The organism is Nakamurella antarctica (assembly GCF_003860405.1).
In the GTDB taxonomy this organism is placed as follows: Bacteria; Actinomycetota; Actinomycetes; order Mycobacteriales; family Nakamurellaceae; genus Nakamurella; species Nakamurella antarctica.
In genome coordinates, this window is sequence record NZ_CP034170.1 from 184,921 (window position 1) to 211,400 (window position 26,480).

A 26,480-nucleotide genomic window follows, 5' to 3' on the forward strand; every position below is an offset into this window, starting at 1 on the left:
GTGCAGCTGATGCGGCACCGTGAGGGAATGTGGATCACCGATGAGCGTTAACGAGATCGCGTCAGTCGACGGAACAGTAGCGAAGGTCGTCATCGCGGGAGAGGCGGACCCGGCGTGGGTCCTTTCGCAGGGCGCCCAGTGGCATCGGCTGCCCGCGGACACGTCATTGGCGAGCCTTCTGGCGCTTTCCAGCGCGGACTTGGCGTCGGTGCTTGCCAGCCCGCACCCAAAAATCGACCTTGCCGCCAATGCTGTCGAACTGTGCCCACCCGTCGATACCACCACCGAAATCTGGGCAGCCGGGGTGACGTACCTTCAGTCTCAGCAGGCCCGGACTGCCGAGAGCGCTGTGCCGGACGTGTACGACCGGGTCTACGAGGCGGACCGGCCGGAACTGTTTTTCAAGAGTATCGGCTGGAAAGCCAGTGGCCCCGGTGATCCCGTGGCGGTCCGGGACGACTCGGGGTGGAACGTCCCCGAACCCGAACTGGCGCTCGTGGTTAACTCTCGCGGCGAGATCGTCGCACTCACCATCTGCAATGATGTGAGTTCGCGGTCCATCGAGGGCGAGAACCCGCTATACCTGCCGCAGGCGAAGGTGTATCTCGGCAGTTGCGCGATTGGCCCATGGTTGGTCCCCGTTTCCTCGGTGGATCCGCACAACCTTGAAATCTCCATGACCATTACCCGCGACGGCGCGGTGATCTGGTCCGATCGCACCAGCACCGCCAAGCTAAAGCGGACCATCCAGGAACTGGTAGACGCGCTCTTCACAGCAGCGGTTTACCCGGAGGGTGCGATCCTCTCGACTGGAACCTGCCTTGTTCCCGCCGACCCGTTTACTCTGATGCCAGGCGACAGCGTGGAGATCTCGATTGAGGGGATCGGGACCCTGACCAACCTCGTTCTCGCTACCTCGGATTCGGAGATGGTAGCGACCATCGCCGCACGCCGCCCGAATAGAGCTGGTGGTGTTGCCTAGCTGCGCTGGCCTTTGCGCGCGAACTGCTGGGATCTCCGTATGGCGACCTGCAGGTACATCGGTCCGGGTAACCCGCGTTGGGTGCTATCTGGGAAACTGGACCTCGTGAACAACCCCGCACGCGCCACGATCTTGGTGGTCGACAACTACGACTCGTTTGTCTACAACCTCGTGCAGTACTTAGAGCAACTCGGCGCCACCTGCGTGGTGCGCCGCAATGACGAGGTCACGCCGCAAGAAGTGCTGACCCTGGGCGCTGGCGGTGGCTCCGTTGACGGGGTTTTGCTCTCGCCCGGCCCCGGGGTGCCAGCAGAGGCTGGCGTCACCGAAGACATGATCACGTTCTGCGCGGGCAAGGTCCCGGTACTCGGTGTCTGCTTGGGACATCAAGCGATAGCGGAAGTATTTGGCGGCGTCGTGGATCGCGCACCCGAGCTGCTCCATGGCCGGACCTCATTGGTGCACCACAACAGCGCCGGAGTGTTCGAGGACCTGCCGGATCCCTTTACTGCCACCAGGTATCACTCCTTAGCCGTCGTTGACTCCACGGTGCCCGAGGTTCTGGAAGTCACGGCCCGGACTGAGGGCGGGGTGATTATGGGGTTGCGTCATCGGGTGTACGCGATCGAAGGCGTCCAATTCCATCCCGAGTCGGTGTTGACCCAGGGCGGCCACCGGATGTTGGCGTCCTGGTTAGCCGAATGCGGCTTTCCACAGGCCCGTGACGCCGTCGCGGCCCTCGAGCAGGACGTCGAAGCCCTTCGAGTGTCCGCGCTCTGAAAAACGTTTACTAAGCTGGCCAGGAGGTAAGCATCCAGACGAGGGCCCCAGCGTTGGCCAACGCGGTGATCGCCGGGCCGAATGTCTTTACTCTGTCAGATATCATACGACCGATCGCCGCATCGAATCCCTGAACCAGAATCATCGCCAGTGCGGCTGCGGCTTCGGACGCGATTGACCCAATCAACATGCCGGTGACAGCCAGGACGGAAAGCGCCATCAATGCTTCTCGCCAATGCGTACATCGATGGAATCCGAGACTCACCGGTCGCAGTTCGGAGCCCGACGAGAGCATACATGCCATTCGCGAGAAAACTGACCACGGTTACTGATGCACAGATCCAAAATGCAGCTGATACAGGCTCGCCTTCTGGGCGGGAGCCGCGCAATGGCTGGCTACGGCAAACCGAAAAATTAAATTCCGCTATCCGAAATTCACGCAGCAGATCAGAATACTGACATAAACCTGCACCCGCTCAGCTTTGGTGCTGGGCGGGTGCAGGCTTATGTTCTATGTGGTGCCCGTGTCAGGCGCGGCGTCGAGCAACGAGTAGCGTGCCAGCGCCTAAGCCCATCAACAGCAGCGCCCAAGGCAACAATGTGTCGGTGTGGCTTCCCGTTTCGGGCAAGTATTTCGTTGGAGCCGGTGGTTTGCCGTTGGCAGCACCCCCCGCGACTGCAAGTGAGCTCGTGTTATTGCCGCCTCCGTCTAACTTTGGTGCGGTAGATGAGGTGGGAGACGTTGTGGAAGCGCTCATTGGCGGCGACGGTGTCGTCGACGAAGTTGGTGTTTGGGTTGAAGTAGTGGGCGGGGTGGTTGTGGGCGGGGTGGTTGTGGGCGGCGTGGTTGTGGGCGGCGTGGTTGTGGGCGGCGTGGTTGTGGGCGGCGTTACCGTGACCTGGGCGGGATCGTCGTCGGTAACCGTGTTCTTTTCCAAATCGATCGCCGTGACGGTCGCTGTATTGACGTAACCGGCTGAGATTGATTCTGGGCACAGGAAAGTGAACGAGGCTCCAGGATCGAGCGCAGCGGGTATCACCTGAGCGACGACGCATGCCTGCAGAGTCGCATCAGTGAGCTTGATCGATGTCAAAGTCTGCTGCCCGCTGTTGGTGACTACCAGTTTCCATTGCACGAGACCGCTCAAGCCGACGGAGTAGGAATCGCTATATGGTCCGCCGGTAGCGCCAACAGTTTTGTCGATCGTAATGCTGGAGGCTCCAACGAATCCGAAGTCAACCGTCAGATTAACATCCCTGTCGGGTAAATCTGTCTTGTTGGGTGATGTTTGCCCCAAGGGTGAACCCCCAGTCAGCAAGCTGACGACACCGGACTTCACGCCGTTGAGCGCCGGGTTGACGCCGGTGGCCTGATGATCTTTTCCTTCATCGGATCCGTTGCTGGGATCGGCGACGCCGGCGGGGGCGGCCTTTTTACCCGCTAACGGTCCACCATTTGCGAAATTAATGGAGGGTAAGAAAACGAAGTAGGAGCCGGGGGCTAATCCCTTGACGAACCAGCGGCCATCGCTGCCAGTGATTGCGCTGCCGGCGGGGGAATCAGTACCTGGCACCTTTCCTGCGGCATAGATCTGGACGGCGACGCCCGGAACTCCTGGTTCGCCGGCATCAGCGACCCCGTTGTAGTTCGTGTCCAGAAAGACGAAATCGCCGATGGCTACCTGTCGGATTTGTGGCTGAATTTGGGCGCTGAAGAATACCGGCAGAGCAATGTCGCCGAATCGGGCTTCCCAAGAATTTTTGTAAATGTCCCCAGGCTTCGCGGCTGCCGTGGTTTGGAAGTTCAGCAGAATGCTGAAGTTTCCGGATTTTGCGGGCAGAAAAGCTGGGTTGGTGCTGTTGCCCACAAAGCGCAAAGCTGTGACCGCCGATAGAGTGACGCCGGGGCAGGTTGAGGCCGCCACAGCTGCGAACGTGCACGGCCATTGTGTCGAACCTAGTGCGGCCGCAGAAGCGGGGTCTACCCGGCCGTCGAGGGTGGCGCCGTCGAGTGCGTCCAGGGCGCCGGGCGCAGTGGTCGAAACCCACGCCACCTCGCCTTTTGATGAAGGTGTGATGTTTTTGAGAGTGAGACTTCCAGGGGTAACGACGCTGCCCCGCGTGTCACCAGCGTAGGGAAGGATATCGATGGCGTCGAAGCTGTTCAGGTCGGTTGCGGAGTTGTTGGCGAAATCCAGTTTGTAGGTTGCAACGTCGCCAGCATCAAGCAGCGGGGTGAGGGCCGCTTTAGAAATCACGGCTTGGTTGCTGCCATTTACGTCGACAGTATTGGCTGACAGGGTGTAATTATTGCTGTATCCCCCGATTTCGTCTGGGGTTTGGATTGGAAGTCCTGCCCTATCTGGCGAGTTGACGGAAACATAATTTGTGTAGCTCCCAGTTGCTACTGCTCCGCCAATTTGTGCTTTATAGGAGATAACCGCTCTCTTCGTCCACGGCATATCGCCAAGCTTCCACGTCATAGTTTGGTGGCCTGTCGCATCGAAGGCGAGAGTCGGCTCTGCGGTCGCTGGTGCTGCGGGGTAGGACAGGGGTGTCTGAAATTTCGCGCTGCCGGGAACATAAGTGAAACCCAGCGGCAATGTGTCTGTGGCAGTCACGTCACTGGTGCTGCCTGCGCCTGCGCCATCTTCGAAAAGGTACCCGGACGACTCCGCTGGCTGGGATTGGACTGTCACAGTCCAAGGGACGTTATCGCCTACCCCGTAAGTAGTCCCAGCGCCGTCATCATTGGACTTTCCGACGAAGACTGCGCCCCGAATTAAAGTCCACCAAGAAGAATTGAAGCCAGCACTTGTTGTGTATGCCAGCGGTACGGTGCAATCTGGGTAATTCGTGCATGGCGTCAGGGTCGGGCCCCCGACGGTGTCGGAGAATGCGGCGTAGTTGCGCATTTGTTGGCCATTGGGTCCGGTTAGTGGCTCCCAAACGAATGTGAACCCGGCGTTTTTCCCTGGTGGCACGGGTTGCAGCAGGGTAATCCGCGACATGTTGAGGTCCTTGGCGTTAACAACGCCTAGACCTGAGTTCGTGAAGTCGACGTCAGCGGCAGTTACCCAGCCGTCTGCATCACCTGGCATCGGAGCTGGGGCACTGCAGTCGTTCGAGGATTGGCTTTTGTATTCTTCGCTGTCAGTCGCGACAGTGCGATGAGTTCCCCAAGGCCCAATTCCATACTCTGCAACATAGGTCCCGTTATAAGAAACGTTATTTTGAAACTGGAGTGGGTTCGAAGAAAAGGGGACACCGAAAACGTTAGAAGATGAGCCGCTCGGTCGAGCCAAGGTAAATTTGTCGTTCTCCCATTTGTCGCATAGCTGAACGCCGGCCGGATAGTCCGCGCCGCCTTGATTGATAAGCCCTATTCTGCTCTGAAATTTCGAACCCAGCGCAACGCCGAGCCCGCGAGTTTCGGTTTTGTAGTATCGACCGTTGACTCTGAGGTCAAGCTGGGTGCAGACCCCGTTGTTGAGTGTGCTCTCAGCGCCGTTGCCGAAGTTCGACTTACCCCCGGTGTCGGCCGGATCCCAATTGTTTACTCCACTTCCGGCTAGCCATGGTGATCCTGGGTTGGGCGTTGTGCAGGTTCCAGCGGTGGTGGTTCCTACTGCGTTGCCGAAGTACATTGTGCCGATTCCGTCGCCGGCGGGGGCGGTGGCCGCGTCGACATCAGTTGCTGGAACCCGGAGCAGCACTTGCGCAAGTGCGTAATACCCAAGGTGACCGGCGGTCAGGTTCTGGCCATAAACGTCTTTGGTGGGCGGAGCGGCTGGCCTATCGAAATCGGGGCTGAAAGTCAAAGTGATGGGGGCGCCAGGGTTCGCCTGAACACACGTTGCATTCGCATCCCGCACTTGATAATCCCAATTGAGGGTGGCCGCCGACGCCACCTGCGGCGCGTTGAACAGCGAGCTGTTTACGATGCTGCAACTTTCGACCATCGTGCTGGAAGTAGTGAAAATGTCGCTGGTGGTCACCGGCGAGGTCAGCGCCGAATTGCCTCTGGTGTCAGCGTCGGCGGCCCTCAAACCGATCGTGTAGAGGACGTCGTAGCCGGCGGGCAAGGTCTCCGTCGCTGCGGCGAAGGTGGGCTGGACAGGTATGTCTTTAATTAAGTCCCAGCGGGGAGCAGCTGATGTAGTCACCGGCGCTGAAGTTTGCGAAGATGTCGCGCTGCCAAGATTGGTCACTGACGCTGTTGCGGTGAAACTAATACCGTCACCCATGGAGACTGGAATAAACGCGGGCATTTGAACGGTGCCCGTGGTCGCTACGGTCAACGGCCCTAAATTACAGGTAAATCCGGTTCTCGGCGTGAGGAAAGTTAGGCCGCCTTTGCAGATGCCGCTGACGGGGTCCGTTGACATCGCGAAGGATTTTTCGACCAATGCGCCGTTAGATAAAGACACCGTTAGTAAATTGTCACCTCCGGTGAACGGCGGGTTAAAAGAGTAGTCAACGCTGTATTGAACCGAATCGCCGGTGCGGACAAACCCGTTGTTGGCGTTAAGGTCATCACCCGGCTCCTGGACGTTGTTTCCTGCCACACAGGGAACATCGACGCCATCAGAGCCGTCGTTGCACCAATCTTCAAAAGGCGCGGTGCCGTCGGTGAGTTTTTGAATCTGTACCTGAAGCTCGTTGGCGCTTGCTGTGGGAGCCGCGACTAATTGCAGGCTCGCTGCAGCTAGGCACATCACCCCCACTGTCACAGTGGCTCGTAGTTGAGCGGATCGGGAGAAAGGGAATGTGAACAAGGCCTGCCTTACGTCAGATTTGCGGACTGTAAGGCTGATACTAGGCCATCGGGACGAATCAAAAATTCCTCTTTAGACTGGTATTACATCGAGTTTTGGTCGTTTCAGTTACTTACAGTAGTTAGATTTGCGGCCACCGCGGCGTGTACGCGCAGGCACGGAAGGCGACTAGTGGACTGAAAGAGGCAGAGTATGTCTGCGTCGCTAGAACCGCCTGCGGATTAACCTGCCCAGCGGGCAGAAGGATCGAGGAGAACAGCTCGGGGTCCGTCAAGTTGAGGTTCATGGAAAACACACTCCCGCGGACCAGCGAAAAGGCTTGTCGCCGCATTGTGGCGACAAGCACTATCGAAGCCGAAGAATTACGTACCGCTGTGAGCCGCAAGCTGGCCGGCGACGACAATCGAGGTGTCCTAGTAGTTCTTCACGAGCGCTGCAGGCGGGATGCGCTCGTGGGGCTTCGTATTGGGTTAGCCCACTCGGCGCCAGCTGGTTGTAGCTGGGGGTATTAAACCGTCGGGAACCTGATTTGAGCGTTATTGTTCCCTTGGTTGAATGGACAATATGGATCAGCGCGATGATGGCGGCGAGGGTGGCCTGCTGTTCGATCGTCAATTGTTGCTGCGCTGCTTCTCCCACCTCTTTTGGTATGTCTTTGGCGGGGGAGACGCCTACTTCTGCTTGACGGCGCCGCCCCGCGCCGCTTTCAGTACCAAGCGGAAGCCGAGGAGGACCAAAAATCACGAACCGTTAACCTGTCTCCGCCTCCGTCCAGAACGGACCTATGGGACGGTTCTGAGGCAACCGCCGACAGCGATGGGAGTGATGGAGTAGCGTCCAGCACGATCATCAAACCGGAAACAGTCGCTTGCAGGTACATGCCGACTAAAGTGCTCTGACGAATTCTTGCTGATTGTGCAGTATTGGCAGTGGAGCAAAAAGGTCTTGGGCCCCTTCAAAAGCGAGAGATTGAGAACCCGGCTATTTTGTGATCGAACGCCGACTCACCCGCTAGGAGGCAGATGATGTCCCGAGCGTGACGGTGATGGTCTCGGTAGCCGTGCCGCGTAGCAGGGTGACGTCGATCTTCGCGCCGGGCGCGGCGGAGCGGATGGTGGCGACCAACGCATCTGAGGACTCGGTGGGAATCCCGTTAACCTTGGTGATCACATCTCCCACCTGCAGGCCAGCGGTTTCCGCCGGCCCGGCGGCCGTCAGCTTGCTGATCTGAGCTCCCGTGGACACAAGCTTGCTAGCAGCGGCATCCGAAACAGAGGCGCCGAGTACGGCATGGGTTGCCGAGCCGGTCTTGATGATCTCGTTCGCGACGCGGGTGGCAGAGTCGATCGGAATCGCGAAACCGACGCCGATAAAGCCGGACTGGCTCTGCGAATCTGTCGACAGCGAGGCGATGGCGGAGTTGATTCCGATGATTTTGCCGGACATGTCTACCAGCGGCCCGCCAGAATTGCCGGGGTTGATGGCAGCGTCGGTCTGAATCGCGTTCAATACGGTATCGCTGGACGCGGCAGTCGATTGGCCGCGCTGTCCGGGTAGCTGCTGCTGTTGCTGCGGTCCACCGCTCTCGGCCGCGGTGCGCACCGGCCGGTTGAGTGCGGAGACGATGCCCGTGGTGACGGTGGCAGAAAGGCCTAGGGGAGAACCGATGGCGACCACCGGTTCCCCGACGGTCAAGTTTCCGGAAGTTCCCAACGACGCCGGCGTTAATCCGGTGACGTCAGCAACCTTGATCACAGCGAGGTCGCTGGTCGGATCGGTGCCCACCACTGTGGCGGTACCGGTGGTGCCACCGTTGAACCGCACTGTCAGATCGGTAGCTCCGGCAACAACATGGTTGTTGGTGAGGATGTAGCCATCCTTGGTAAGGATGACGCCGGAGCCTTCGCCTCCTGACGTTTGTGACGTGGCAATAACCGAAACAACGCTCGGAAGGACGGTCGCAGCAACCTGCTCGACACTGCCGGCGGGCGCCGTCGAGCTCGCCGTTTCTGCCGACGAGAGCTGGGTGAGAGAGGTATCAGCGGGCGCGGCGGAGTTGTTTCCGGACATGCCAGCACCCAGATAGCCGCCGCCGATCCCTGCGCCGAATGCGATTATCAGCGCTGCACCGACCAAGGCTGCTGATAGGCGCTTTTTACCCGCTACCGGGGGCTGTTGAGGCGTTCCGGCGCTGATGTGCTGGGGCCCGGAGGTCTGTCCCGAGTAGGACCCCGAGGACGGGAACGAGCCTGCGCCCACGGCGCGCTGCCCGCTGGTGATGCGGGGGTCCCCATCCTGCGGTCGCACGTAGGCGGTCTGGGTGTTGTAACCGGTAGCGGGATGGCGAGCAGTGTTGTAGGCCGCAGGGTAGTAGCCAGCGGCGCTGCGGTCCGCGGGGTGATAGCCACCGGAATTACCGGGCGCGTCATAGGGAGAAGGGTTATAGGAGGATGGGGCGGCTCCATCTCGGACGGACGGCTGGTATCCCTGCGAGCCGCGGCTCTGTGGGTTATATCCCTGCGGGCCATAGCCCGCATCTGCCCCGGGAGAGGGGTGGGAGCCGTAGGCCGAAGTGGCGCTGCCAGGGGTCGAACCTGGGGCGGGTGCCCACTGCTCGGACTCGACCGGGTTCGACGGGGTGGGGTAGGCGGCGCCGTAAGACGGGCGACCTTGCACCGGGGGATCGAACTGCTGACCGATAGGGCCCGTTTGGCTGTCGAAGCGAACTTGCGCGGGATACGCCGGTGACGAAATAGGTGACGGAGAAGTGGGATAAACAACCATCGCGTCAGCGTCGCCGATCTCGGGGATCGCGCCGTCGGGCTGATCGAGCCGCAGACCCCCTAAGTTCCCGGCAACCGCACTTGGGCCGTGTGGTTCGGTGTGATCCGGTTCGAAGACGGGAGTCGGGCTGCCATGTACCGGGCTGCCATGTACCGGGCTGCCATGTACCGGGCTGCCATGTTCTGGGCTGCCATGTTCTGGGCTGCCATGTTCTGGGCTGCGAAACTCGTCGGCACTGGACTGGCCGGCGCTAGACTCCCCGGCGCCGAATGTGCGATCAGACGGCGTGCTGCTCGAGGACGAGGTGTGGTCGGACTGCGCTGGGGGGAAGTTGTTCTCGCTCATGTGTCCAAGGTGATCCGTCAGTGTGTGCGTTGCATGGGGACCACCTGCGGTGATGCTCAGAGTTGGGTAGCCGTCCACCGCACCGGCCCCAAACATACGACTGCCGCCCCCAGAAGATTCTGGGAGCGGCAGTGGTCGCTGGTGGGGATCAGCCTCCCGGGGTGGGCGGTGCGCCGCTGGGCGGGGTCGCAGGCGCGGCTGGCGGGACGCCGACCTCGAAGGCAAATGGTTGGTTGAACTTCACGACAGACCCGGAAGTGGGGTTGGAGCTCACTACCAAGCCCACCTGAGCTGGATCGGCGACCACCCTATCGACGGTGGTAAACGTGCCGGTGAAGCCCTGGGAGGCAAGAAGATTCGCAGCAGCCTGGGCGCCGATACCGACGATTCCGCCAGGCACGGTGAGCTTCTTCTCCACCCCCACTTGGACGTTGATGGCGCCCACTTTGACGAAAGGCGTCCCGGTGGCGGGGTTTTGCTGGATGACTTTGCCGATTTGGGCAGGGTTGGCAGTCTCGACATCCTGCTTAGTTATCGCGGTGCCGCCTGTCCACCCCGCTTGAATCGCAAGCTGACTTGCCGCATCCGCCGTCTGGTTCTCGAGGTTGGGCATGATGAACAGCGAGTTGTCCGAGGTGTAGATGGTGGCCAGGCTTCCCTTGGCCACGGCCACGTTCGGCGGGTCCCCCACAACTTCGAGGACAGTGTCCTTCGGTTCGACTCCTGCCCGAGGAACAACCGCTGTAGTGAAACCGAGCGCTTCGATCGCTGCTTTCGCTTCCGCGAGCGGCTTGCCCTTAAAGGTGTTCCAGTCCGGAGGGGTGGCTGTCTCCGGCCCCTTACCGATGACCACCTTGACGATGGAACCGGGCGCGAGTTTGCCCTCGGCAGGATCCTGACTTTGTGCCTTCCCGAGGGAGCCCGCCGGACCGAAGGCATCACTGAATTCCGGTGTCAGGTTCCCGTCTTTGAGGATCTTTTCCACTTCTTCTTTGGTCTTGCTGACGACGTTCGGCACATCGACGAGTGCACGTTTGATACCGATGGTCAGCTGAACCTGCTCGGAGGTGTCGCGCAGGGTGTTCGGGCTGGGGTTCTGGTCCACCACCAAACCGACCTTGGCGTCGTCGACCTCTTCGGTCAAATCCTGCGGATTGATGGTGAACCCGGCGTCGCGAATAGCCGCCTCCGCCTGCTCCTTGGTGAGATTCTGGCAATCGGGAACCCTTGCCGGCTGCGCGGGTTCGGGTCGGTTGGCCACGCTGATGGTTACCCAGATCGCAGCGATCAACACCGCGATACAGAGGGCGCCGACTCCGACAAAGCCCCACACCCGCTTAGATTTTGCTGCCGGGTCCACGTAGTCAGCTTCCACGGCCGCGATACGGGACGGCGGGGCGAGCATCGGCGCTGCTACGCCGGCGCCGTTACCTACCCGCGCTGGCGTGGCGCGCATGAGTTCGGTTCGTTCGTCGTTGCTCATCACGGGGGTGGCGTGCACGGCTTGCCCGGAAAGTGCGCGCACCATGTCGCTCCGCATTTCGGCGGCGCTCTGGTAGCGGTTCAAGGGGTTCTTGTTCAGCGCTTTGAGCACGATCGCGTCGAGTTCTGCCGGCACCGCAGGGTTGACCTCGCTGGGCGCTTTGGCGTCCTCGCGAACGTGCTGGTAGGCAATAGCCACGGGGGAGTCGCCGGTGAACGGCGGTTGGCCCGTCAACAGTTCGAACAGCACGCAGCCGGTGGCATACACATCGGACCGGGCATCAACAGCCTCGCCGCGCGCCTGCTCCGGGGAGAGGTACTGAGCCGTACCGATGACGGCAGCTGTGGCGGTCATGGTGTTCTGACTATCGTTGAGCGCGCGCGCGATACCGAAGTCCATCACCTTGACGGCGCCTGCCTTGGTCAACATGATGTTGGCCGGCTTGACGTCGCGATGCACAATTCCGTGGCGATGAGAGAAATCCAGGGCTGCGCAGACATCGGCCATGATCTCCATGGCGCGCTTGGCCGGGAGTGGGCCTTCCTTTCGCAAGATGTCACGCAAGGTCTGACCGTCGACGTACTCCATCACGATGTAGGAGACGAGCCCCCCTTCGCCCTGGGAGTCGCCGGTGTCGTAGACGGCAACGATGGCGGGGTGGTTGAGGCTGGCAGCATTCTGCGCTTCACGCCGAAACCTCGTCTGGAAAGAGGGGTCTCGCGCCAAATCCGCCCGGAGGACTTTGATGGCGACGTCCCGGCCCAGACGCAGATCGCGACCGCGGTGTACCTCGCTCATGCCGCCGAAACCGAGCGTTTCGCCGATCTGGTATCTATCACCGAAGATCTTCGGGGCTGTCATTTGATTTCCTTATTTACTCTTCTAAGTAACACAACAGTCCATTCTTGCAGTTCCGGCCCACTTTGTGGGTCCCGTGGTGATCTGGGCGGTTGGCGGTTGTGGGGTTTCGCCAGACCTTGCGTTGCTCGCGACACCCTCACCACCACCCGGGAGTGGTCGCGGTGCCGACCTCGCTGGCCAGCCCCAACGTTCCGGAGCTGGCAGGGCCCGAAAAATAAAGCACCGTCGTAAACGCTGCCACCAGAGCCAGCACGAGCAGCGCGATCACCACTGCGACACCCGTGTGCTGCTGGGCGCGGACGCTGACCGGCGCCACCGGCCGCGGTGCCTGTCGGATTTGCGGCACGGGGGGCGGCAGCGGCATGTTCGTGGAACTGCGCCCCGCGACGGCAGGCATGACGGCAGTAGTCGCCGGAGTGCGTGTGGCGCGATGCTGCGCAAAGTTCGCAGGGGCGCCGAAATGCCCGGGCGGCAGGCCAAGCCCGGTACGCACTACTGCCACGGCCGCGGCAAAACTCGCTCCGTCCGGGTAGCGCCGGTTCGGATCTTTCACCAGCGCCTGCGCGATCAACTGGGCCACGGGGGTCGGTATGTCGGAAGGAAGCGGCGGCGGTGTGTTCCGGATTTGGGCCGTGGCGACGACGACGGGGTTATCGCCGGTAAATGGTCGGTAGCCAGCCAGACATTCGAAACCAACAACGCCAAGGGCATAGACATCCGAGGCCGGTCCTGCAGCGCCGCCGCTGGCTTGCTCTGGCGAGAGATAGTGCGCGGTCCCCATCACCATGCCTGATTTGGTGACAGGAACGTGATGAGCCACTTTCGCAATGCCGAAGTCAGTAATTTTTACCTGGCCCGCCGGCGTGATCAGGATGTTCCCGGGTTTGATGTCGCGGTGGATGAGGCCGCGCGCGTGCGCGTCCTGCAGGGCGCGGCCGGACTGTTCCAGCATGTCCAGAACTCTGCCCAGCGGAATTCGAGGCGTTCGCGCTAGCACCGCTGACAAGGCTTCGCCGCTCACTAATTCCATCACCAGGAAAGCGGTGTCGTTGGGGCCGCCGGGGTAGGAGAACGTCTCGCCGTAGTCGTAAACGGCCGCGATCCCCGGGTTGTTAAGGGAGGCGGTGATCTGCGCTTCGACTCGGAAACGTTCGACGAATTCTGGGTCAGCAGTGAGTTCGGGGCGCAGAATTTTCACGGCCACGGTACGAACGAGCGTGCGGTCCGTGGCTTCCCAGACTTCGCCCATGCCGCCGACGGCGATCCGGCGGTTGAGCCGATAGCGACCCGCCAACAGCAACCCTGGTGTGAGAGCCATCAGCGTTGACTCGCAATCGCCAGCGCCAGTACTTCGCGGCCGATGGGTGCGGCGACACGCGACCCGGTAGCGGCCAAGCCTTGGTCGCCGCCGTTCTCGATGAAGACCGCGATGGCTACGGTGGGATTTGCCGCGGGCGCGAAGGCCACATAGGACACGTGCGGTGGTGTGTTCTTGGGGTCGGTGCCATGCTCGGAGGTCCCCGTTTTCGACGCGATCTGCAGGCCCTCGATTTGCCCGGCGCCGAAGGTGGTTTCTTCGGTGGTGATCATCATCTGCTTCATTTCGGCGGCCACCGCCGCGGGGATGGCGCTGGCGTTCGCGGTGGTGAACTTCGCTTCCGACAAGGTAGCCAGGTCGGGGCCCGTAGTTTTGGCGATCAAATACGGCGCCATCCGGACGCCATTGTTGGCGATGGTGGCAGCGATGACGGCGCTCTGCAGGGGCGTCATCGCGACGTCACGCTGTCCGATTCCGGTCTGCGCGAGCGCGGCGTCGTCGACAATAGGTCCGACTCCCGATCCCTTCACCGGCAGCCCACCGGCGACGCGGTCGCCGTTGGGGAGGCCGATGTTGTAGCTCTCATCGTTGACACCTAGAGCTGCGGCCTGCCGCTTGAGGGCGTCGGCGCCGATGCTGACGGCAAGGTCGGCGTAGGCGGTGTTACATGAGTACGCCAAAGCTGTGGTCATGGTGACGTCCTGACCGCCGGAGTTACCGCACGTCTCGCCGCCGAAGTTGGACAACGTGGCGCCTTCGGTGCCGGGCAGGGTAATGCGCGCGACGCCGGTCAGTGGCGTTTCCGGGGTGTATCCCTGGGAAAGAGCGGCCGCGGTGACCACGAGCTTGAACGTCGAGCCGGGCGGATAGAGCGCCGAAGTGGCCCGGTTGATGAGTGGGCTGGGTGCCCCCGTTGTTTCTATGTTGAGAAGATCGTTGTAAGCGGTTCGTTGGGTCGCGTCATTGTGGCTGGCCAACGGCGTTGCGTCATACCCGGGGGTGGAGACCATGGCCAGGATGGCACCCGTCTGCGGGTTGAGGGCGACGACGGAACCGGTGAGCCCCTTGGCGGTGAGCAGGTCGTAGGCCCGTTGCTGTACTTCTGGCAGCACCGTCAGCTCGACGTTCCCACCTCGCGGATCGCGTCCGGTCAGGAAGTCCCCGACCCGGTCAGCGAGCAGGTCTGCTGACTCACCCGCTAGCAGATCGTTTTGCGCGCTTTCGATCCCCGTAGGGGAATAGCGTAGCGAGTAATAGCCGGTCAGATCCGTGAAGGCAGGTCCACCGGGATAGCTTCGCTGGTAGCGGTACGAATCGTCGGAGGCATCGGAACGGGCCAGCACCACCCCCTGTGTTGCGGTGATGAGGCCGCGTTGCCTACTTGACTCCTCGTAGAGAATCCGGCGATTGTTCGGGTCGGTGCGGTACGCATCCGACTTGACCAGCTGGATGTAGGTGATGTTGAGCAGGAGCGCGACGATCAGCACGATGACGACGTTCCCCGTTTTTCGCAGGGTGCGGTTCATGGTCGATCACCGTGGTCCGAGTCCGACCACGCGCTGTTCCGCAGGTCGCCGACCGGCACCATCTCAGTGGGAGTTTCGGTCAATTGCACGGGTGGTGCCTTGGGCGCGACGGGTGGCGCCGGCCGTCGCGACCCGTCGGATATCCGCACTAGTAATGCCAGGATGATGTAGTTAGCTAGGAGGCTGGAGCCACCGTACGACAGGAACGGGGTCGTCAAACCGGTCAGTGGGATTAAGCGCGTCACGCCGCCGACGACGACGAACACTTGGAATGCCAAGGAGAATCCGAGCCCGGCGGCCAGTAACTTTCCGAAGTTGTCTTTGACTGCCATGCCGATTCGCAGCCCTCGAGAGGCCAGCAAGAGATAGCAGATGAGTACGGCGGCGAGGCCGGCCAAACCCAACTCCTCGCCCAACGCCGCGGTAATGAAATCGGTGGAAGCGAATGGAACGAAGTCGGGGCGCCCGGCGCCTAGCCCGGTGCCGAACATACCGCCGGTGCCCAGCCCCAACAGCGATTGGACGAGTTGGTAGCCGGCGCCGGTGGGATCGCCAAACGGATCGACCCAAATGTTCACCCTGGTCTGGACATGGGAGAACTTGGTGTAGGCGAAGTAGGCGCCGCCGGAGAATCCGATAAGTCCGATGATCAACCAGCTCACCCGGCCGGTCGCCATGTAGATCATCATCAGGAAGACGCCGAAGAGCAGCAGCGCGGTGCCCAGGTCCTTCCCGAAGAACAGCACGCCGAGGGCGGCAACGATCGCGATGAGCAGCGGCGCCAGGTCGCGCGCCCGCGGCAGCACGATGCCCAGCACCTTGCGGCCAGCGGTGGAGAGCACTGTCCGCTTGGTTACTAAATAGGAAGCGGCGAAGATGATCAGCGCGATTTTGGAAAACTCCGCGGGCTGGATTGAGAGGAAACCGGGGATCCTGATCCAGATGTTGGCGCCGTTGATGCGAGGGGCCAGCTTCGGGGCCACGATAGAGAGCATCGCCGGGGTTGCTAGGAAAATTAGGCCCAGGAGCGCCAGTGTGTAGGCGTATTTCTGCAGGTGTGAATGGTGTTTGACCACCATCAACACCACGAGAAACATGATCAGCGCCACGCCGGTCCAGATCAGCTGAACGGGCGCTTCCGCGCGGGGGACTGGCTGCCCCGAAGTAATAGCTTTTACTTTTTGGGCTAGGTCCAATCTGTGGATCATGACCAAGCCCAAACCGTTGAGCAGCGCCACCAGCGGCAGCAGCACGGGATCTGCGTAGGTGGCGACGGACCGCACCACCATGTGCGCGATCGCGTAGACCACCAGGAACGCGCCGCCGTACCAGAGGAGATCCCAGGACACGGCGCGACTTTGGTTCAACTCGACCAAGGTCAAAGCCCCGGTAACAATCAGGGCAACCATGATGAGCAGCATGAGCTCGCCGCCGCGTCCCGTGTAGGACGGGGCTTTGGCGGGGTGAGCCGCGGGCGAGCCGGGCCCCGCTCCCGCGTTGGCCACGGCTTTGCCGGCAAACCGGCTCACCGGGCGACTCGGCAAGAAACGCCCGGGACCGCCGCGGGGGCAGAAATGGTGCTCCCTGAGACCGTCGGGGTGAGGACGGTGGTCGCGGTGGTCGCGGTGGTCGAGGTGGTCGCGGTGGTCGCAGTGGTCGCAGTGGTGAAGTCAGTGGTGCCTGCCGCGCCGCCTGCTGCGTCTGCGGTGGCTGCGTCTGAGGGTGTGGTGGAGCTCGCGCCGGTCACCGCCGCCGCAGAAGCCGCGGTTCCGGCGCCGATGATGATGCCGCCGGTGTTTCCAAAGTCGCCTCCCGCTGAGCCGTTGGCGGCAGAGCCCGACTCGGAGTCGGTCGCCGCTGACGGTCCCGGCACCGAGTTGTTTCCTGTCCCCGTCATACCCGGTTCATTTGCTGGGGTGAACCCGAGACCGCTGGGCACGGGAGGGTTCTCGACGGCAGGGGTGGTGGAACCTGACGAGCCAGACGCGGCCGTACTGCTCGGTGTGTTGGTTCCGGTCGCACCGCTGCCCAGTGCTTGAGCCCCAGGTTCGGGGCAGAGCGGGAGCAATTGACCATTGAGTCGGACCACAATGGCTCGGGCGTCCTGTAGGTCGGAGGCGTTAATCCCGGCGATCACTTGGTCGCGCGCTGCTGGTACGAGGTCTGCGGTGTAAATCGGGACGCAGTCGCCGCCGAGGCCGAGGCAGGAGTTTTCTTGTGCGCTGGACAGTTCGGCGCCCAACACGGATCCGTCGACTCCCCGAAAGACGGTGACTTGCCCTGCGTTGTCAGCGACGAAATATCGGGTGCCGACCCACTTAATACCGAGTACAGCGCCCACGATCAAAAGCACAACCATTGCGAGCCCGAAACCAGCTCGCCGCATCCACCGGCGGGTTCGGCTTGGGGGCGGGCCCATCAGGCTTGCGCGCAGCTCGCTGGCAGCGAGTTGCGCGTCCCGTTCGTCGCGTTCCCTGTCCGGGTCGGACTCCAGATCGCCATCGGCGTCCAAATCAGCGTCCGTGCCATCATCGGTGTCTGGACCGGCCGGACCTCCGCTACTCCCCGGGAGCGGCTCGGCCCCCGCGTCGCCGGGGCGGGCGGCCGCGGCTTGGGCTGCCAGCTCGCTCACGCTCAGTTCCTGGGGCAAGGCAATGCGAGGCATTCGCCTAGTGAACTTTATCCCGCCCAGGGGTCCGGTGGCGTCTGCGTCTAGTGGGTCGATTCCGCCTGTGCTGATCCCGCTGTCGTCGTTGATCTCGCTTCCGACATCAACCACGTCGGCAACGATCACGGTCACGTTGTCTGGTCCACCGCCGCGCAGTGCCAACTCGATCAGCCGGTCGGCGGCTTCGATCGTCTCGTAACTGGCCAGGGTATCGGCGATGGCCTCGGCGGAGATGACGCCGCAGAGCCCGTCCGAGCACACGAGGTAGCGGTCGCCGACGTTGGCCTCACGCATTTGCAGAGTTGGTTCGCTCTCGCCGCCGTTGAGTGCGCGCAGAAGCAAGGAGCGCTGCGGGTGCCGGGACGCTTCGTCTTCGGTGATACGCCCTTCATCAATAAGCGACTGTACGAAGGTGTCATCATGGGTGATTTGCGAGAGCACCCCGCCGCGCCAGAGGTAGGCACGGGAGTCGCCGACGTGCGCCACCCCCAGTCGTTTTCCGTCGAAAAGTAGCGCGGTGACAGTTGTTCCCATGCCTTCGAGGTCGGGGTCCGCGAGTACCATTTCGGAGATGGCATTGTTGCCGTCGTGGACCGCTTTCTCGAGTGGGCCGAGGAGGTCCACGCCTGTCGGGTCGACTGCGTCCAGCGGTGCGAACGCGGCCACTGCCAGCCGGGACGCAGTGTCGCCGGCCACGTGGCCGCCCATGCCGTCGGCGACTACGAGCAGCCTGTCGCCAGCGAAAACGGAGTCTTGGTTGTTCGCTCGCAAGAGGCCGCGGTCGGTTCGCGCTACATATCGCAGGGTGTGGTTCATGGCCGTAGCTCGAAGACGGTGCGGCCAATCCGAATCGGCGTCAAGGCGGGGATCGGTACCGGTGTACTCACCCTTGTTCGGTCTACGTAGGTGCCGTTCGTGGAGCCGAGATCTTCGAGCCAGTAACTCTGTCCTTGCAGTGTGAGGCGCGCATGTCTGGTGGAAGCAAAGTCGTCATCCAGCACCAAGGTTGAATCGTCGGCGCGACCAATCAAGATGGGGTTTTGGCTCAACGCGATCCTGGTGCCGGCCAAATGACCAGCGGTGACGACGAGCTGTCGTGGTGGCCCAGAGGGAGCCGGAGCCGGCCGCGTGTTGCGCTGACGGCGCGCCCGCTTCGCAGAGGGCTCAGCGACGATGGACGCTGCTGCCACCCGCATGTCGGCACGGATGACGCGAATCACGGCCAGCACAAATAGCCAGAGCAGGATAAGAAATCCCACCCTGGTGAGTTGGAGTATTACTGCTGGCACGTCGGGCGCCTACCCGTGTTGGTTAAAAATGATGGTCGAATGCCCGATCCGGATAACGTCACCGTCTGCGAGTTGCCAGGTCTGGACTCGGGAGTTGTTGACGGTGGTGCCATTCGTCGAACCCAAATCGTGCATCACAGCGACGTGTCCATCGAAGTAAATGTCGATGTGGCGCCTCGACACCGAGGTGTCGGGTAGCCGGAACGCGGCATCTTGGCCGCGGCCCACCACGTTCTGGCCCGAAACGAGTTGATAGGACCGTCCCGACCCGTCATCGGCACGCAAAATTGCGACAACCTGCGGGGGCGGCGAATTCTGCGAATACTGGCCCTGCGGGTTGTACTGGCCCTGCTGTTCGTACTGGCCCTGCGGGTTGTACTGGCTCTGCTGTTCGTACTGGCCCTGCGGGTTGTACTGGCCCTGCGGGTTGTACTGGCTCTGCGGGTTGAATTGACCCCGCTCGTCGTACTGTGCGGGTTGGCCGTACTGGTCCGACTGCGGGCGTCCGTAGGGCGGTTGCCCAGAGGGCGGCGGCTGGTGACCAGCCTGCTGGGAGGAGGGTTGCGGGTAAGGCGGCGGCGCATATAACGGCTGTTGGGGCGGCATCTGGCCGTAGACGGGTTGCCCATAAGCAGGCTGCTGATAGGCGGGGTGCTCGAAGGGTGTCGGCTGCCCTCCAGCCGGCAACTGCTGGTCGTACTGATTGCTATGGGGAGGGTGGCCAACCGACGCCTCGTATCCGTGCCCAGCGGGATTCGGGTCCTGGTAGGCAGGGCGACCGAACTGATCCGCGTTGTAATGATCTGCGCGGTTGTCGTAAGCCTCAGGCGCTGGCGAGTCTGCTGGGACAAATTGGCCGGCCCGATCCGGATGCTGAGAATCCGGCTGCTGCTGCCGGTTCGGATCAGCTGGCGGCTGAGTCATCTGCACTCCTGGGCTCGGGGGTGGTGCTTGTTGACGTCGTCCCGGGCGGCCCACATCGGGGTCAACCAGGGAACTCACACGGAACTGGCCCGTGTGCAATACATCTGACTCTTCCAGCACCACGTCCACATCACCAAAGGTGTACCAGCCTTGCTCGGCGACGTACTCCTGAACGGTGTCGGCGAGAGCCTGGGCAACGCGCCGGTCGTCGTCGCCGAGACCCTGGCGGTCTGTGGGCCCGAGGGTGACGGTGAAGCGGTTGGGTGAGACCGTGCGGCCACCCTGATGTTGCAGGTGGGATGTCGCCTCGGTCTGTAAGGCGGTGATAACTTCGTCGGGGTGCACGGTGCCGCCGAAGAGACGGGCGAAGGTGTTTCCGACAGCTCCCTGTAGGCGCCGCTCAAAACCTTGAATGATGCCCATTCCCACCTCCTTCTCGTCCGCTAGCCACGCTGAGGTACGCAGTGAAGCGATTGCGCCGCAGTCGCCTGCGTTGTGCCGAACCACCCGCCGAACTTCTGATTTTGCTCAGGAAGCGATCAGCTTGGTAGCCCACACACTTGGCAACGCTTCCGCTTGATGTTACTGGGGACGCGTGAGGACGAGGTACGTTGCGCCAATCTGCGAACTTTCCTCAGATCGGCTGAGCGGGGTCCAGGGGCGCGGTTGATGGGCCATGGGCGCGGCGCATTTCAGTGCGTGATCGTCCGGAACGCACCTGCTTTATCGGATCCTTTCGGACTCTGGCAGGGATACTTACGCGCCCGCGGGCTGCGCAATCACGCGGGGTGCGCTAACCGGCGAATGCTGGTGCTTGCCGAACCACCAGCGCAAAGCCACGTAACGAGCCACACCTACTGCTCCGTTCACGGAGATAAGAACGATCAGGCTCATCGTGCCGTTGGTGTCCACAGTGGCGAGCACCAACGTGCTTGCCACGAGCGCGACGAGACTGAAGGCAGCGGCGACTGAAAGGTCGCGTTGTCGCGAATCTTTGTCGTGCACTTTGAAGGTAACGGATCTGTGGGCTCTGTTTGCTACCACAGTGGATAGGGTCCAAGAGATGATGTTGGCCCAGACGGTAGAGGTAATCAGTGCTAGGCCGGCGAACATACCAAGCTGGATAACGGTTGCTATGCCACCGATCCCGATAAATCGCGACAGCTGGCTTTTGCTGGCGCCGGCTCCCCTGAAAGAGACGTTATCGGCTGCGTCGGGGGCGCAGGGCTTGTCCGATGCGAAGCAGATATGCATCGGAACCTCATTTCGGGTGCGCTGTTGGGCTAGGGATTGTTATCTGTGCTTCGTAACAGAACGCTGGGGCGGCGAGAATATGCCAGTTAACATTTGTGATCTCGGCCATAAGCTAGAGGGCATTTGGTCGAGCGGATGTGGTGAGGCGGCAAGGCCCGGCAACACAGGGGAGTAAAAGGTCTCACGCTAACCGACAAGTGAGCGCAAGTACCGGCCAACAAAATGACGCTGGACGCGCCGCGACACTGGGCCCCCGAGTCGCGTTAGCCGGTTTCCGGCGCGCGAGAAGGAGCGGATCTGAAAAGTCACCGATTCACTTCCCGGGTCGCGCGAGATGACGAACAATTCCTCGCCGATTTCTGGGTGCCCCTGCAACGCACCGTAGGCGAAGCCGCAACGGTGCTCTTCGTCGATCACGTACACCACTCGGCAGGGAGCCTGGAGCCGCCATGGCCCGAACCGGATCAATTGATCGACAATGGCGCCTTCGGTGACCTGCGCTGAAGAAACCGTCGCCCCGATGCCGGCGCGAGTAAGCACCTGCCAACTCATCAGGGTGAGGCGCGCTTCGTCGAAAACCGTTGCGCCACTTCCTATCTGCCGCTGCTGATCGATGTGGTGATACCCAGGGGGTAGCGGCCCCCGGGTAGCGCCGAGCTCCGAATAGTTATAGGGCAACAGCGCGAGTTGGGCGGCGGCGGCGGCAGTAAGAAATTCGGGCATGGGGGGATTATCGCTTGGCTGCAGGTCAACGTGAGTCAGCTTGCGGGTCGCTGCGTTGTAACAGCGTTTCTTGGAGGAATTCATCGAGGACGCGGTTGAATCTGTCGGGTTCGTCGAGTTGCGGAAAGTGCCCGGACCGCGGAAAGACGCTGACTTTGGCGTGCGGGAGTGCGGCGGCCAAGCTGTCAGCGTGCGTCGAGGGGATCATCCGGTCACGCCTCCCCCAGACCAGCAGCACCGGCATAGTGGCCAGGCCTGGCAGTTTGTTCACAGCAGTGACGCGTTGCCCGCTCACGTCGATGACGGCGCGGCTAGAAGCGAGAAAGGCGCGGCGCGTTTCGCCGTCAGCCAAGGTGGAAAGACTTTGCCACGCCAGTAGGGAACCGGGGCTCAGACTTGGGAGTCCAGTCCATGCCCAGGCTTTCAAAGCGAAGTCGACGCTGTGACGCACGGGTGTCGATGCGACGATGGGGATGATCAGTTCGCTGCCCGGCAGGGTTGCGGCGCGAAGTGCGGCGTTGAGTTCCAGTCCAAGACCGCCGGAGCTGACAAGCACCACCCGCGCTGTCAAAGCCGGAAAAAGGTAGGCGAATTGCATAACAATCCCGCCACCCCATGAATGTCCAATAATGGTGGCAGAGTCAATACCCAAGTGCGCCAACAGGTCTCGCAAAGTGGCCGCGTGGGCGCCGAGGGAGTAGTCGCCCAGCGGCTTGGCGCTGGCACCGTGCCCGAAGAGATCAGGTGCGATGACGCGATAGCGCTTGCTGAAGGCCTCAATCTGCGGGAGCCACGCTTCGTGTGAACTCATCAACCCATGCACCAGGAGAAGGGCGGGTCCGGAGCCGACGTCCACGAAGGCGAGTTTTTCACCGTCCAGCTCGGTTGACGTCACGTGCGGTACTTCCATGACGTCCCCTACTCTTTGCCGGTGAGGCCAGCCTAGGCGGTGGTGGACCGCCGACGGGCGGCGGCTGCCGCGGCGTCGTCGGCGCGTGCGACGTGTGGCCCCTGTCCGAGAACGGCTGCCAGAAATCTGCCTTCCGTCAGCCCACTCCCGCGTGGATGCGCCCAGCGCCCCCGCAGGAGCGTCGATGCGAAGCGCTTGGTCGGAGATGACAGCGGATTTGTTCGTGATGACGTGAGCGTTGACGCTGCCGTCAAAGCAATCGACAGCACCAAGGAAACGCCCCCGCTGGGAATAAATGCTCAGCTTTCCTTCGTTCTGGCAGGTAATTGCCAGGCGGAGTTCGGCAGCATCCGTTGATCCCGTGATCGCCACTGCACCAGGCCCAGCCCCCCCGCAGCCGCGGCGATCAGCGCGCGGTACCGCGTCCGGCTGGAATGAAAAGTAGCGGGTGCTTCGATTATTGCCCGGTTTCTACCAAACCTCTTCGATAGGCGCGAGGCGATCTATAGATGGCGGAGGCGCCCCTATGGGTCGAAAAGAATTTTGTCCGTTTTGCGTGATGAACGCCTAGCCGCCGCGTCCCTGTCTATAGAAAGCAGCGAACAGCGAGACTTGCGCAAAGTTGTGCTCGTCAGAAGTGGTTTCTACCCGCGAGGTGGGTATCTAAGCCGGATTTCATCTCGAGCGGGGAGATCACCGTGGGTGGCGCCGACGCCCGGCTCCACCCACGGATCGACTCCCAAACTATGGCGCGACATCTGGGTAAAGAGGCCTAATGTTGGCGGGCTGAACCTACCGGCGGTCAACAATTCATGCGCTGCGGGTGCGCCGGTTACGGAAGAGTAACCACAATTTTCGATGCGGACACGCCTGCAAGCAGGATGTCCATCGCGCGTTGGATGTCGGATAAGTCGTTCCCGACGACGGTGGGGTTCGGCGCCGCAACGTAGCGGCCCTCCGACAGCGCATCGGGCAAATAGTCACGGTAGATCGCTGTACTGACCTCGTTGTTCTTGAGCGATGTCCCGGCGATGTATTTGATGCGGATGCGCCGGCTTCGGGATCGAAACTGGAGTGCGATGTTCGAGCTGATCAATCGAACTGTCACACGGAGTTTCTCCGGCCACCCACCCGTGGCTAAGCCAGCGAACGATACGGGCGGGGTAGCGATCGAGAGAAACCTGTTACCCGGGAGACGACCCAAAATGCGCACGCATGATGGGGCACCCGTAGCGCCGAAAGAGATTGCCCCGGCTAGGGTTCGGCCTGTGAAGGCCTCCATAATGTCTGCCTCTACGGTCGCGCTGTGGTAGTCGAAGACCTGAGAAGCGCCGAGGGCTGTGACGAATTCGAAGTTGCGCGGGGAGGCGGTGGTGATGACGTCGTATCCGGCGGCGACCGCTAGCTGGATCGCATTGCATCCGACGCTGGTCGATCCTCCCCACACCAACACGGTCTGTCCGGTCGCAGCAGGATTCGCCGATGGGAGTTGTAGCCCTAGATTGTCGCTTTGAAAGAGGCCGCTGGACGCAGATGACACCGCCAGGGGAAGGACTGCAGCATTCTCGTAGGGCATGGACTTCGGAATTGGCGCCGTCATTCGCTCCAGCAGAACGCTGTAGGACTGGAATGCCCCCTGGGCCGGATCATTGGTGTCCTTATCCGTACCCACCGCGTGGCCGAAAACCCGATCGCCGATCTGGAAGCGGGTGACTTGGGGCCCGATCTCGACGACCTCGCCCGCAACATCTGAGCCAAGGACCGCTGGATACTTCAACCAACCAAACAGCAGACTGCCCTCGACCTGGATGATCCAATCAACGGGATTGACGGCCACGGCGTGGTTGCGCACCAAGATCTGGCCAGCCGCAGGACGCGGATAGGTAGCTGGACCGACCTCGAGTTTGGCGTGCTTGTGGCGAATCCAGGCGGCGGTATTGGTCGGCATGACGGGCACTCCTCATCGGGACCTCGGTGCATTAGAGGCAATCTCCACCGCGATTAGTGATCTTTTGCGAACGCGCGCACTTAGCGTAGGTCAGGGCCGCGATGGGCCTTCACCCAGGTCAATCGTCACCTCTCCCGATTCCACTGCCAGAGCCGGGCAACGCGTCATCGAGTGACGCGATCAAGAAACGCGACCGTCGAGGCAAGGGCCAATTGTGAATTCGCGAGGTCCAAATGGAACTGATACTCGTGCGGCAGTTCCGGTGTGGTGTCGTCGGGGTAGAACACGGAGGTCACGTCGACTCCGAGATCGGACAGTCTTGCCGCCATGGGCTTTGATTGCATCGCAGTGAGCGGGTCGGCGTTGCCTCCCGAGATCCACGTCGCGGGGAAGTCGCTCGTCACATGATCGAGGACTCCCATCAAGGCGCCGCCTGGGGTGCCCGACCACTCGCGCCGACCCAAGTACGCCCACAGCGCGGTGCGAAACCCCCATCCACCGATCCCAGGCGCTTCGGGAATGCCGCTCACGTCAAAGATGCCGCACTGCAGGACGACGGCCCGAAGTTGACCTGGAGTGAGTGCGGGTGGAATTGCGACCCTGGCGGTGTAATCCGGGTTCGAGATCATCGTTGCTAGCTGGGCAGCGAGCTGCGCCCCGGCTGAGTCACCCGCAAGGACGATCCGGTTCGGATCGATGCGGTATTCCGCGGCGTGCTCGACAACGAACCGTAGAGCGTCATTGAGCTGGCCAAGCGCGGTTGGATAGATGGCCTCGGGTGCAACCGTGTAATTGACAGCGACGGTCGTATAGCCACTCGAAGAGATAATTTTCGCGTACGGGCTGACGTCGGATTTGTCGCCCGAGATCCAGGCCCCGCCGTGTATCCAGACCATTGCGGGGAAGGGACCCGCCGAGTCGGACGGGATAAAGATGTCGCACGTAGTGTCAGCGCCACCCTTGCCGTAGGCGACGTCAAGTATCTCGACCACGCCAGCGGATGGTTCATAGGGCCGCATTTTCTCCGCAGTTTTGCGACCTTCACTCTCAAATAGCGCCCGAATCAGTAGGCACGCAGGCCAGGGACTGATCCGACTGAAAAACGTTGTAGCCATACCCATAGTGAGAAACCCCAGTGGAATCCAGTGCCGCTTCATCGAGATCCACGGTGTCATGGCTCCAGGCTAATGGACGCGCCATTCGTCCTTGGTGACTTGCCACAGGCCCTCGATGCCGGTCCCGGCCGGGCCTTGCGCAATGCAAGAGGGCCGGTCGGGAAGACGGCGGAACCCGAGTGTGGCGGGGATGCGGGCGCTGGCCAGGTTGTTCACGTCATGGGTGATCTGGACTCGTTCGATACCGGGCACGGTGAAGGCAAGATCGGTGAGCGCTCTGCTGGCAGCGGTGGCGATGCCCTGGTTGAGATGGTCGCGGGCGACCCAGTAGCCGATCTCGAGTCCGCCGGGTCCGGGCCGGCGATGCAGCCCCCCGGAGCCGACGAGCTGACCTGCGCGCCATATTCCGACGGTCAGATCACCACCGCTGGCCCAGTCGGCGGCCCAAGTCTCCAGGAGCTCACGTCGCTGATCCAGCGTTTGCGGCTCCAGCGCGATCCACGCCATGTAGGGACGGAGATGGTCGACGTTCGCGGGTATGACGGCGTGCAGCGCGGCGGCTTCTTCCGGTTGCCACAGGTGCAGGTCAAGCCCGTATCGCTGTGTCTGTTTCGGGAGGCGGTGGGCGGAGGCGGCTGTTGTCCCCGGATCAGTCATAGCCCCACACACTAAGGGTGAACAAGACCTCACAGCGAGCCGAATACTGTGCATCCGCCAACGGGCCCGGCTTAGCACCCCCCAAAAAACAACAATCCCCGCACCACCACCAAAGAAGCGGTGATCTGCGGGGAT

The 26,480-nt window shown here is 61.8% G+C and carries 19 protein-coding genes; 3 read left to right on the forward strand and 16 right to left on the reverse strand.

What is annotated here, in order from left to right; genetic code table 11:
* Window positions 1-40 precede the first annotated feature (40 nt).
* Window positions 41-982: a fumarylacetoacetate hydrolase family protein gene (locus tag EH165_RS00860; protein WP_124797620.1), complete on the forward strand. Its 942-nt coding sequence runs from the start codon at window positions 41-43 to the stop codon at window positions 980-982.
* Between the two features lie 105 nt (window positions 983-1,087).
* A complete protein-coding gene (locus EH165_RS00865) occupies window positions 1,088-1,762 on the forward strand; it encodes an aminodeoxychorismate/anthranilate synthase component II (protein ID WP_239020635.1) in 675 nt (224 codons plus the stop codon).
* Between the two features lie 10 nt (window positions 1,763-1,772).
* Here EH165_RS00865 and EH165_RS00870 read toward each other — a convergent pair whose 3' ends face one another.
* Both EH165_RS00870 and EH165_RS00875 read right to left on the reverse strand, forming a co-directional pair.
* Window positions 1,773-1,982, reverse strand: coding sequence for a hypothetical protein (locus EH165_RS00870; protein ID WP_206426033.1), 210 nt, complete (start codon window positions 1,980-1,982; stop codon window positions 1,773-1,775).
* Between the two features lie 307 nt (window positions 1,983-2,289).
* On the reverse strand, window positions 2,290-6,480 hold the full coding sequence (locus EH165_RS00875) for an SdrD B-like domain-containing protein (protein WP_124797622.1): 4,191 nt from the start codon (window positions 6,478-6,480) through the stop codon (window positions 2,290-2,292).
* A 344-nt stretch (window positions 6,481-6,824) separates the two neighbouring features.
* On the opposite strand from EH165_RS00875, the gene EH165_RS00880 reads away from it, so the two are divergent.
* On the forward strand, window positions 6,825-7,052 hold the full coding sequence (locus tag EH165_RS00880; RefSeq protein WP_124797623.1) for a hypothetical protein: 228 nt from the start codon (window positions 6,825-6,827) through the stop codon (window positions 7,050-7,052).
* 499 nt (window positions 7,053-7,551) lie between these two features.
* On the opposite strand, the gene EH165_RS00885 is transcribed toward EH165_RS00880, so the two are convergent.
* The 14 genes from EH165_RS00885 to EH165_RS00950 form a co-directional block, all read right to left on the reverse strand.
* Window positions 7,552-9,669, reverse strand: coding sequence for a S1C family serine protease (locus tag EH165_RS00885; protein ID WP_124797624.1), 2,118 nt, complete (start codon window positions 9,667-9,669; stop codon window positions 7,552-7,554).
* Between the two features lie 148 nt (window positions 9,670-9,817).
* Window positions 9,818-12,013 (reverse strand): Stk1 family PASTA domain-containing Ser/Thr kinase, encoded by a 2,196-nt coding sequence (gene pknB, locus EH165_RS00890; RefSeq protein ID WP_124797625.1) that lies wholly within the window; start codon window positions 12,011-12,013, stop codon window positions 9,818-9,820.
* A gap of 136 nt (window positions 12,014-12,149) precedes the next feature.
* A complete protein-coding gene (locus EH165_RS00895; protein ID WP_124797626.1) occupies window positions 12,150-13,331 on the reverse strand; it encodes a serine/threonine-protein kinase in 1,182 nt (393 codons plus the stop codon).
* A complete protein-coding gene (locus tag EH165_RS00900) occupies window positions 13,331-14,857 on the reverse strand; it encodes a penicillin-binding transpeptidase domain-containing protein (protein ID WP_124797627.1) in 1,527 nt (508 codons plus the stop codon). Before EH165_RS00900 ends, EH165_RS00895 begins: the two co-directional genes overlap by 1 nt.
* Window positions 14,854-16,362, reverse strand: coding sequence for an FtsW/RodA/SpoVE family cell cycle protein (locus tag EH165_RS00905; protein WP_422392166.1), 1,509 nt, complete (start codon window positions 16,360-16,362; stop codon window positions 14,854-14,856). The genes EH165_RS00900 and EH165_RS00905 overlap by 4 nt, the downstream gene beginning before the upstream one ends.
* A 20-nt stretch (window positions 16,363-16,382) precedes the next feature.
* The gene (locus tag EH165_RS16375) at window positions 16,383-18,341 is read right to left on the reverse strand and encodes a PP2C family protein-serine/threonine phosphatase (RefSeq protein ID WP_206426034.1); all 1,959 of its coding nucleotides are present in this window, start codon (window positions 18,339-18,341) and stop codon (window positions 16,383-16,385) included.
* Complete coding sequence (locus EH165_RS00915) at window positions 18,338-18,814, reverse strand: FHA domain-containing protein FhaB/FipA (RefSeq protein WP_124797628.1); 477 nt, start codon at window positions 18,812-18,814, stop codon at window positions 18,338-18,340. The genes EH165_RS16375 and EH165_RS00915 overlap by 4 nt, the downstream gene beginning before the upstream one ends.
* Before the next feature lie 9 nt (window positions 18,815-18,823).
* The gene (locus tag EH165_RS16380) at window positions 18,824-20,161 is read right to left on the reverse strand and encodes an FhaA domain-containing protein (RefSeq protein WP_124797629.1); all 1,338 of its coding nucleotides are present in this window, start codon (window positions 20,159-20,161) and stop codon (window positions 18,824-18,826) included.
* Window positions 20,162-20,494: 333 nt separating this feature from the next.
* Window positions 20,495-20,992 (reverse strand): GtrA family protein, encoded by a 498-nt coding sequence (locus EH165_RS00925; RefSeq protein ID WP_124797630.1) that lies wholly within the window; start codon window positions 20,990-20,992, stop codon window positions 20,495-20,497.
* Between the two features lie 186 nt (window positions 20,993-21,178).
* Window positions 21,179-21,715, reverse strand: a complete 537-nt coding sequence (locus EH165_RS00930; protein WP_164479048.1) for a DUF1990 family protein — start codon at window positions 21,713-21,715, stop codon at window positions 21,179-21,181.
* Between the two features lie 25 nt (window positions 21,716-21,740).
* Complete coding sequence (locus EH165_RS00935) at window positions 21,741-22,997, reverse strand: alpha/beta fold hydrolase (RefSeq protein ID WP_239020637.1); 1,257 nt, start codon at window positions 22,995-22,997, stop codon at window positions 21,741-21,743.
* A gap of 460 nt (window positions 22,998-23,457) precedes the next feature.
* Complete coding sequence (locus EH165_RS00940; RefSeq protein ID WP_124797632.1) at window positions 23,458-24,573, reverse strand: zinc-binding alcohol dehydrogenase family protein; 1,116 nt, start codon at window positions 24,571-24,573, stop codon at window positions 23,458-23,460.
* 164 nt (window positions 24,574-24,737) lie between these two features.
* Complete coding sequence (locus EH165_RS00945; protein WP_124797633.1) at window positions 24,738-25,748, reverse strand: alpha/beta hydrolase; 1,011 nt, start codon at window positions 25,746-25,748, stop codon at window positions 24,738-24,740.
* Between the two features lie 9 nt (window positions 25,749-25,757).
* Window positions 25,758-26,345: a GNAT family N-acetyltransferase gene (locus EH165_RS00950; RefSeq protein ID WP_164479049.1), complete on the reverse strand. Its 588-nt coding sequence runs from the start codon at window positions 26,343-26,345 to the stop codon at window positions 25,758-25,760.
* Between the last annotated feature and the right edge of the window lie 135 nt (window positions 26,346-26,480).

Coding starts and splice junctions, on each gene's coding strand:
- EH165_RS00860 (WP_124797620.1), top strand. CDS start 41: ATGAGCGTTAACGAGATCGCGTCAGTCGACGGAACAGTAGCGAAGGTC.
- EH165_RS00870 (WP_206426033.1), bottom strand. CDS start 1,982: ATGGCGCTTTCCGTCCTGGCTGTCACCGGCATGTTGATTGGGTCAATC.
- EH165_RS00875 (WP_124797622.1), bottom strand. CDS start 6,480: ATGTGCCTAGCTGCAGCGAGCCTGCAATTAGTCGCGGCTCCCACAGCA.
- EH165_RS00880 (WP_124797623.1), top strand. CDS start 6,825: ATGGAAAACACACTCCCGCGGACCAGCGAAAAGGCTTGTCGCCGCATT.
- EH165_RS00885 (WP_124797624.1), bottom strand. CDS start 9,669: ATGAGCGAGAACAACTTCCCCCCAGCGCAGTCCGACCACACCTCGTCC.
- pknB (WP_124797625.1), bottom strand. CDS start 12,013: ATGACAGCCCCGAAGATCTTCGGTGATAGATACCAGATCGGCGAAACG.
- EH165_RS00895 (WP_124797626.1), bottom strand. CDS start 13,331: ATGGCTCTCACACCAGGGTTGCTGTTGGCGGGTCGCTATCGGCTCAAC.
- EH165_RS00900 (WP_124797627.1), bottom strand. CDS start 14,857: ATGAACCGCACCCTGCGAAAAACGGGGAACGTCGTCATCGTGCTGATC.
- EH165_RS16375 (WP_206426034.1), bottom strand. CDS start 18,341: ATGAACCACACCCTGCGATATGTAGCGCGAACCGACCGCGGCCTCTTG.
- EH165_RS16380 (WP_124797629.1), bottom strand. CDS start 20,161: ATGGGCATCATTCAAGGTTTTGAGCGGCGCCTACAGGGAGCTGTCGGA.
- EH165_RS00925 (WP_124797630.1), bottom strand. CDS start 20,992: ATGCATATCTGCTTCGCATCGGACAAGCCCTGCGCCCCCGACGCAGCC.
- EH165_RS00930 (WP_164479048.1), bottom strand. CDS start 21,715: ATGCCCGAATTTCTTACTGCCGCCGCCGCCGCCCAACTCGCGCTGTTG.
- EH165_RS00940 (WP_124797632.1), bottom strand. CDS start 24,573: ATGCCGACCAATACCGCCGCCTGGATTCGCCACAAGCACGCCAAACTC.
- EH165_RS00945 (WP_124797633.1), bottom strand. CDS start 25,748: ATGACACCGTGGATCTCGATGAAGCGGCACTGGATTCCACTGGGGTTT.
- EH165_RS00950 (WP_164479049.1), bottom strand. CDS start 26,345: ATGACTGATCCGGGGACAACAGCCGCCTCCGCCCACCGCCTCCCGAAA.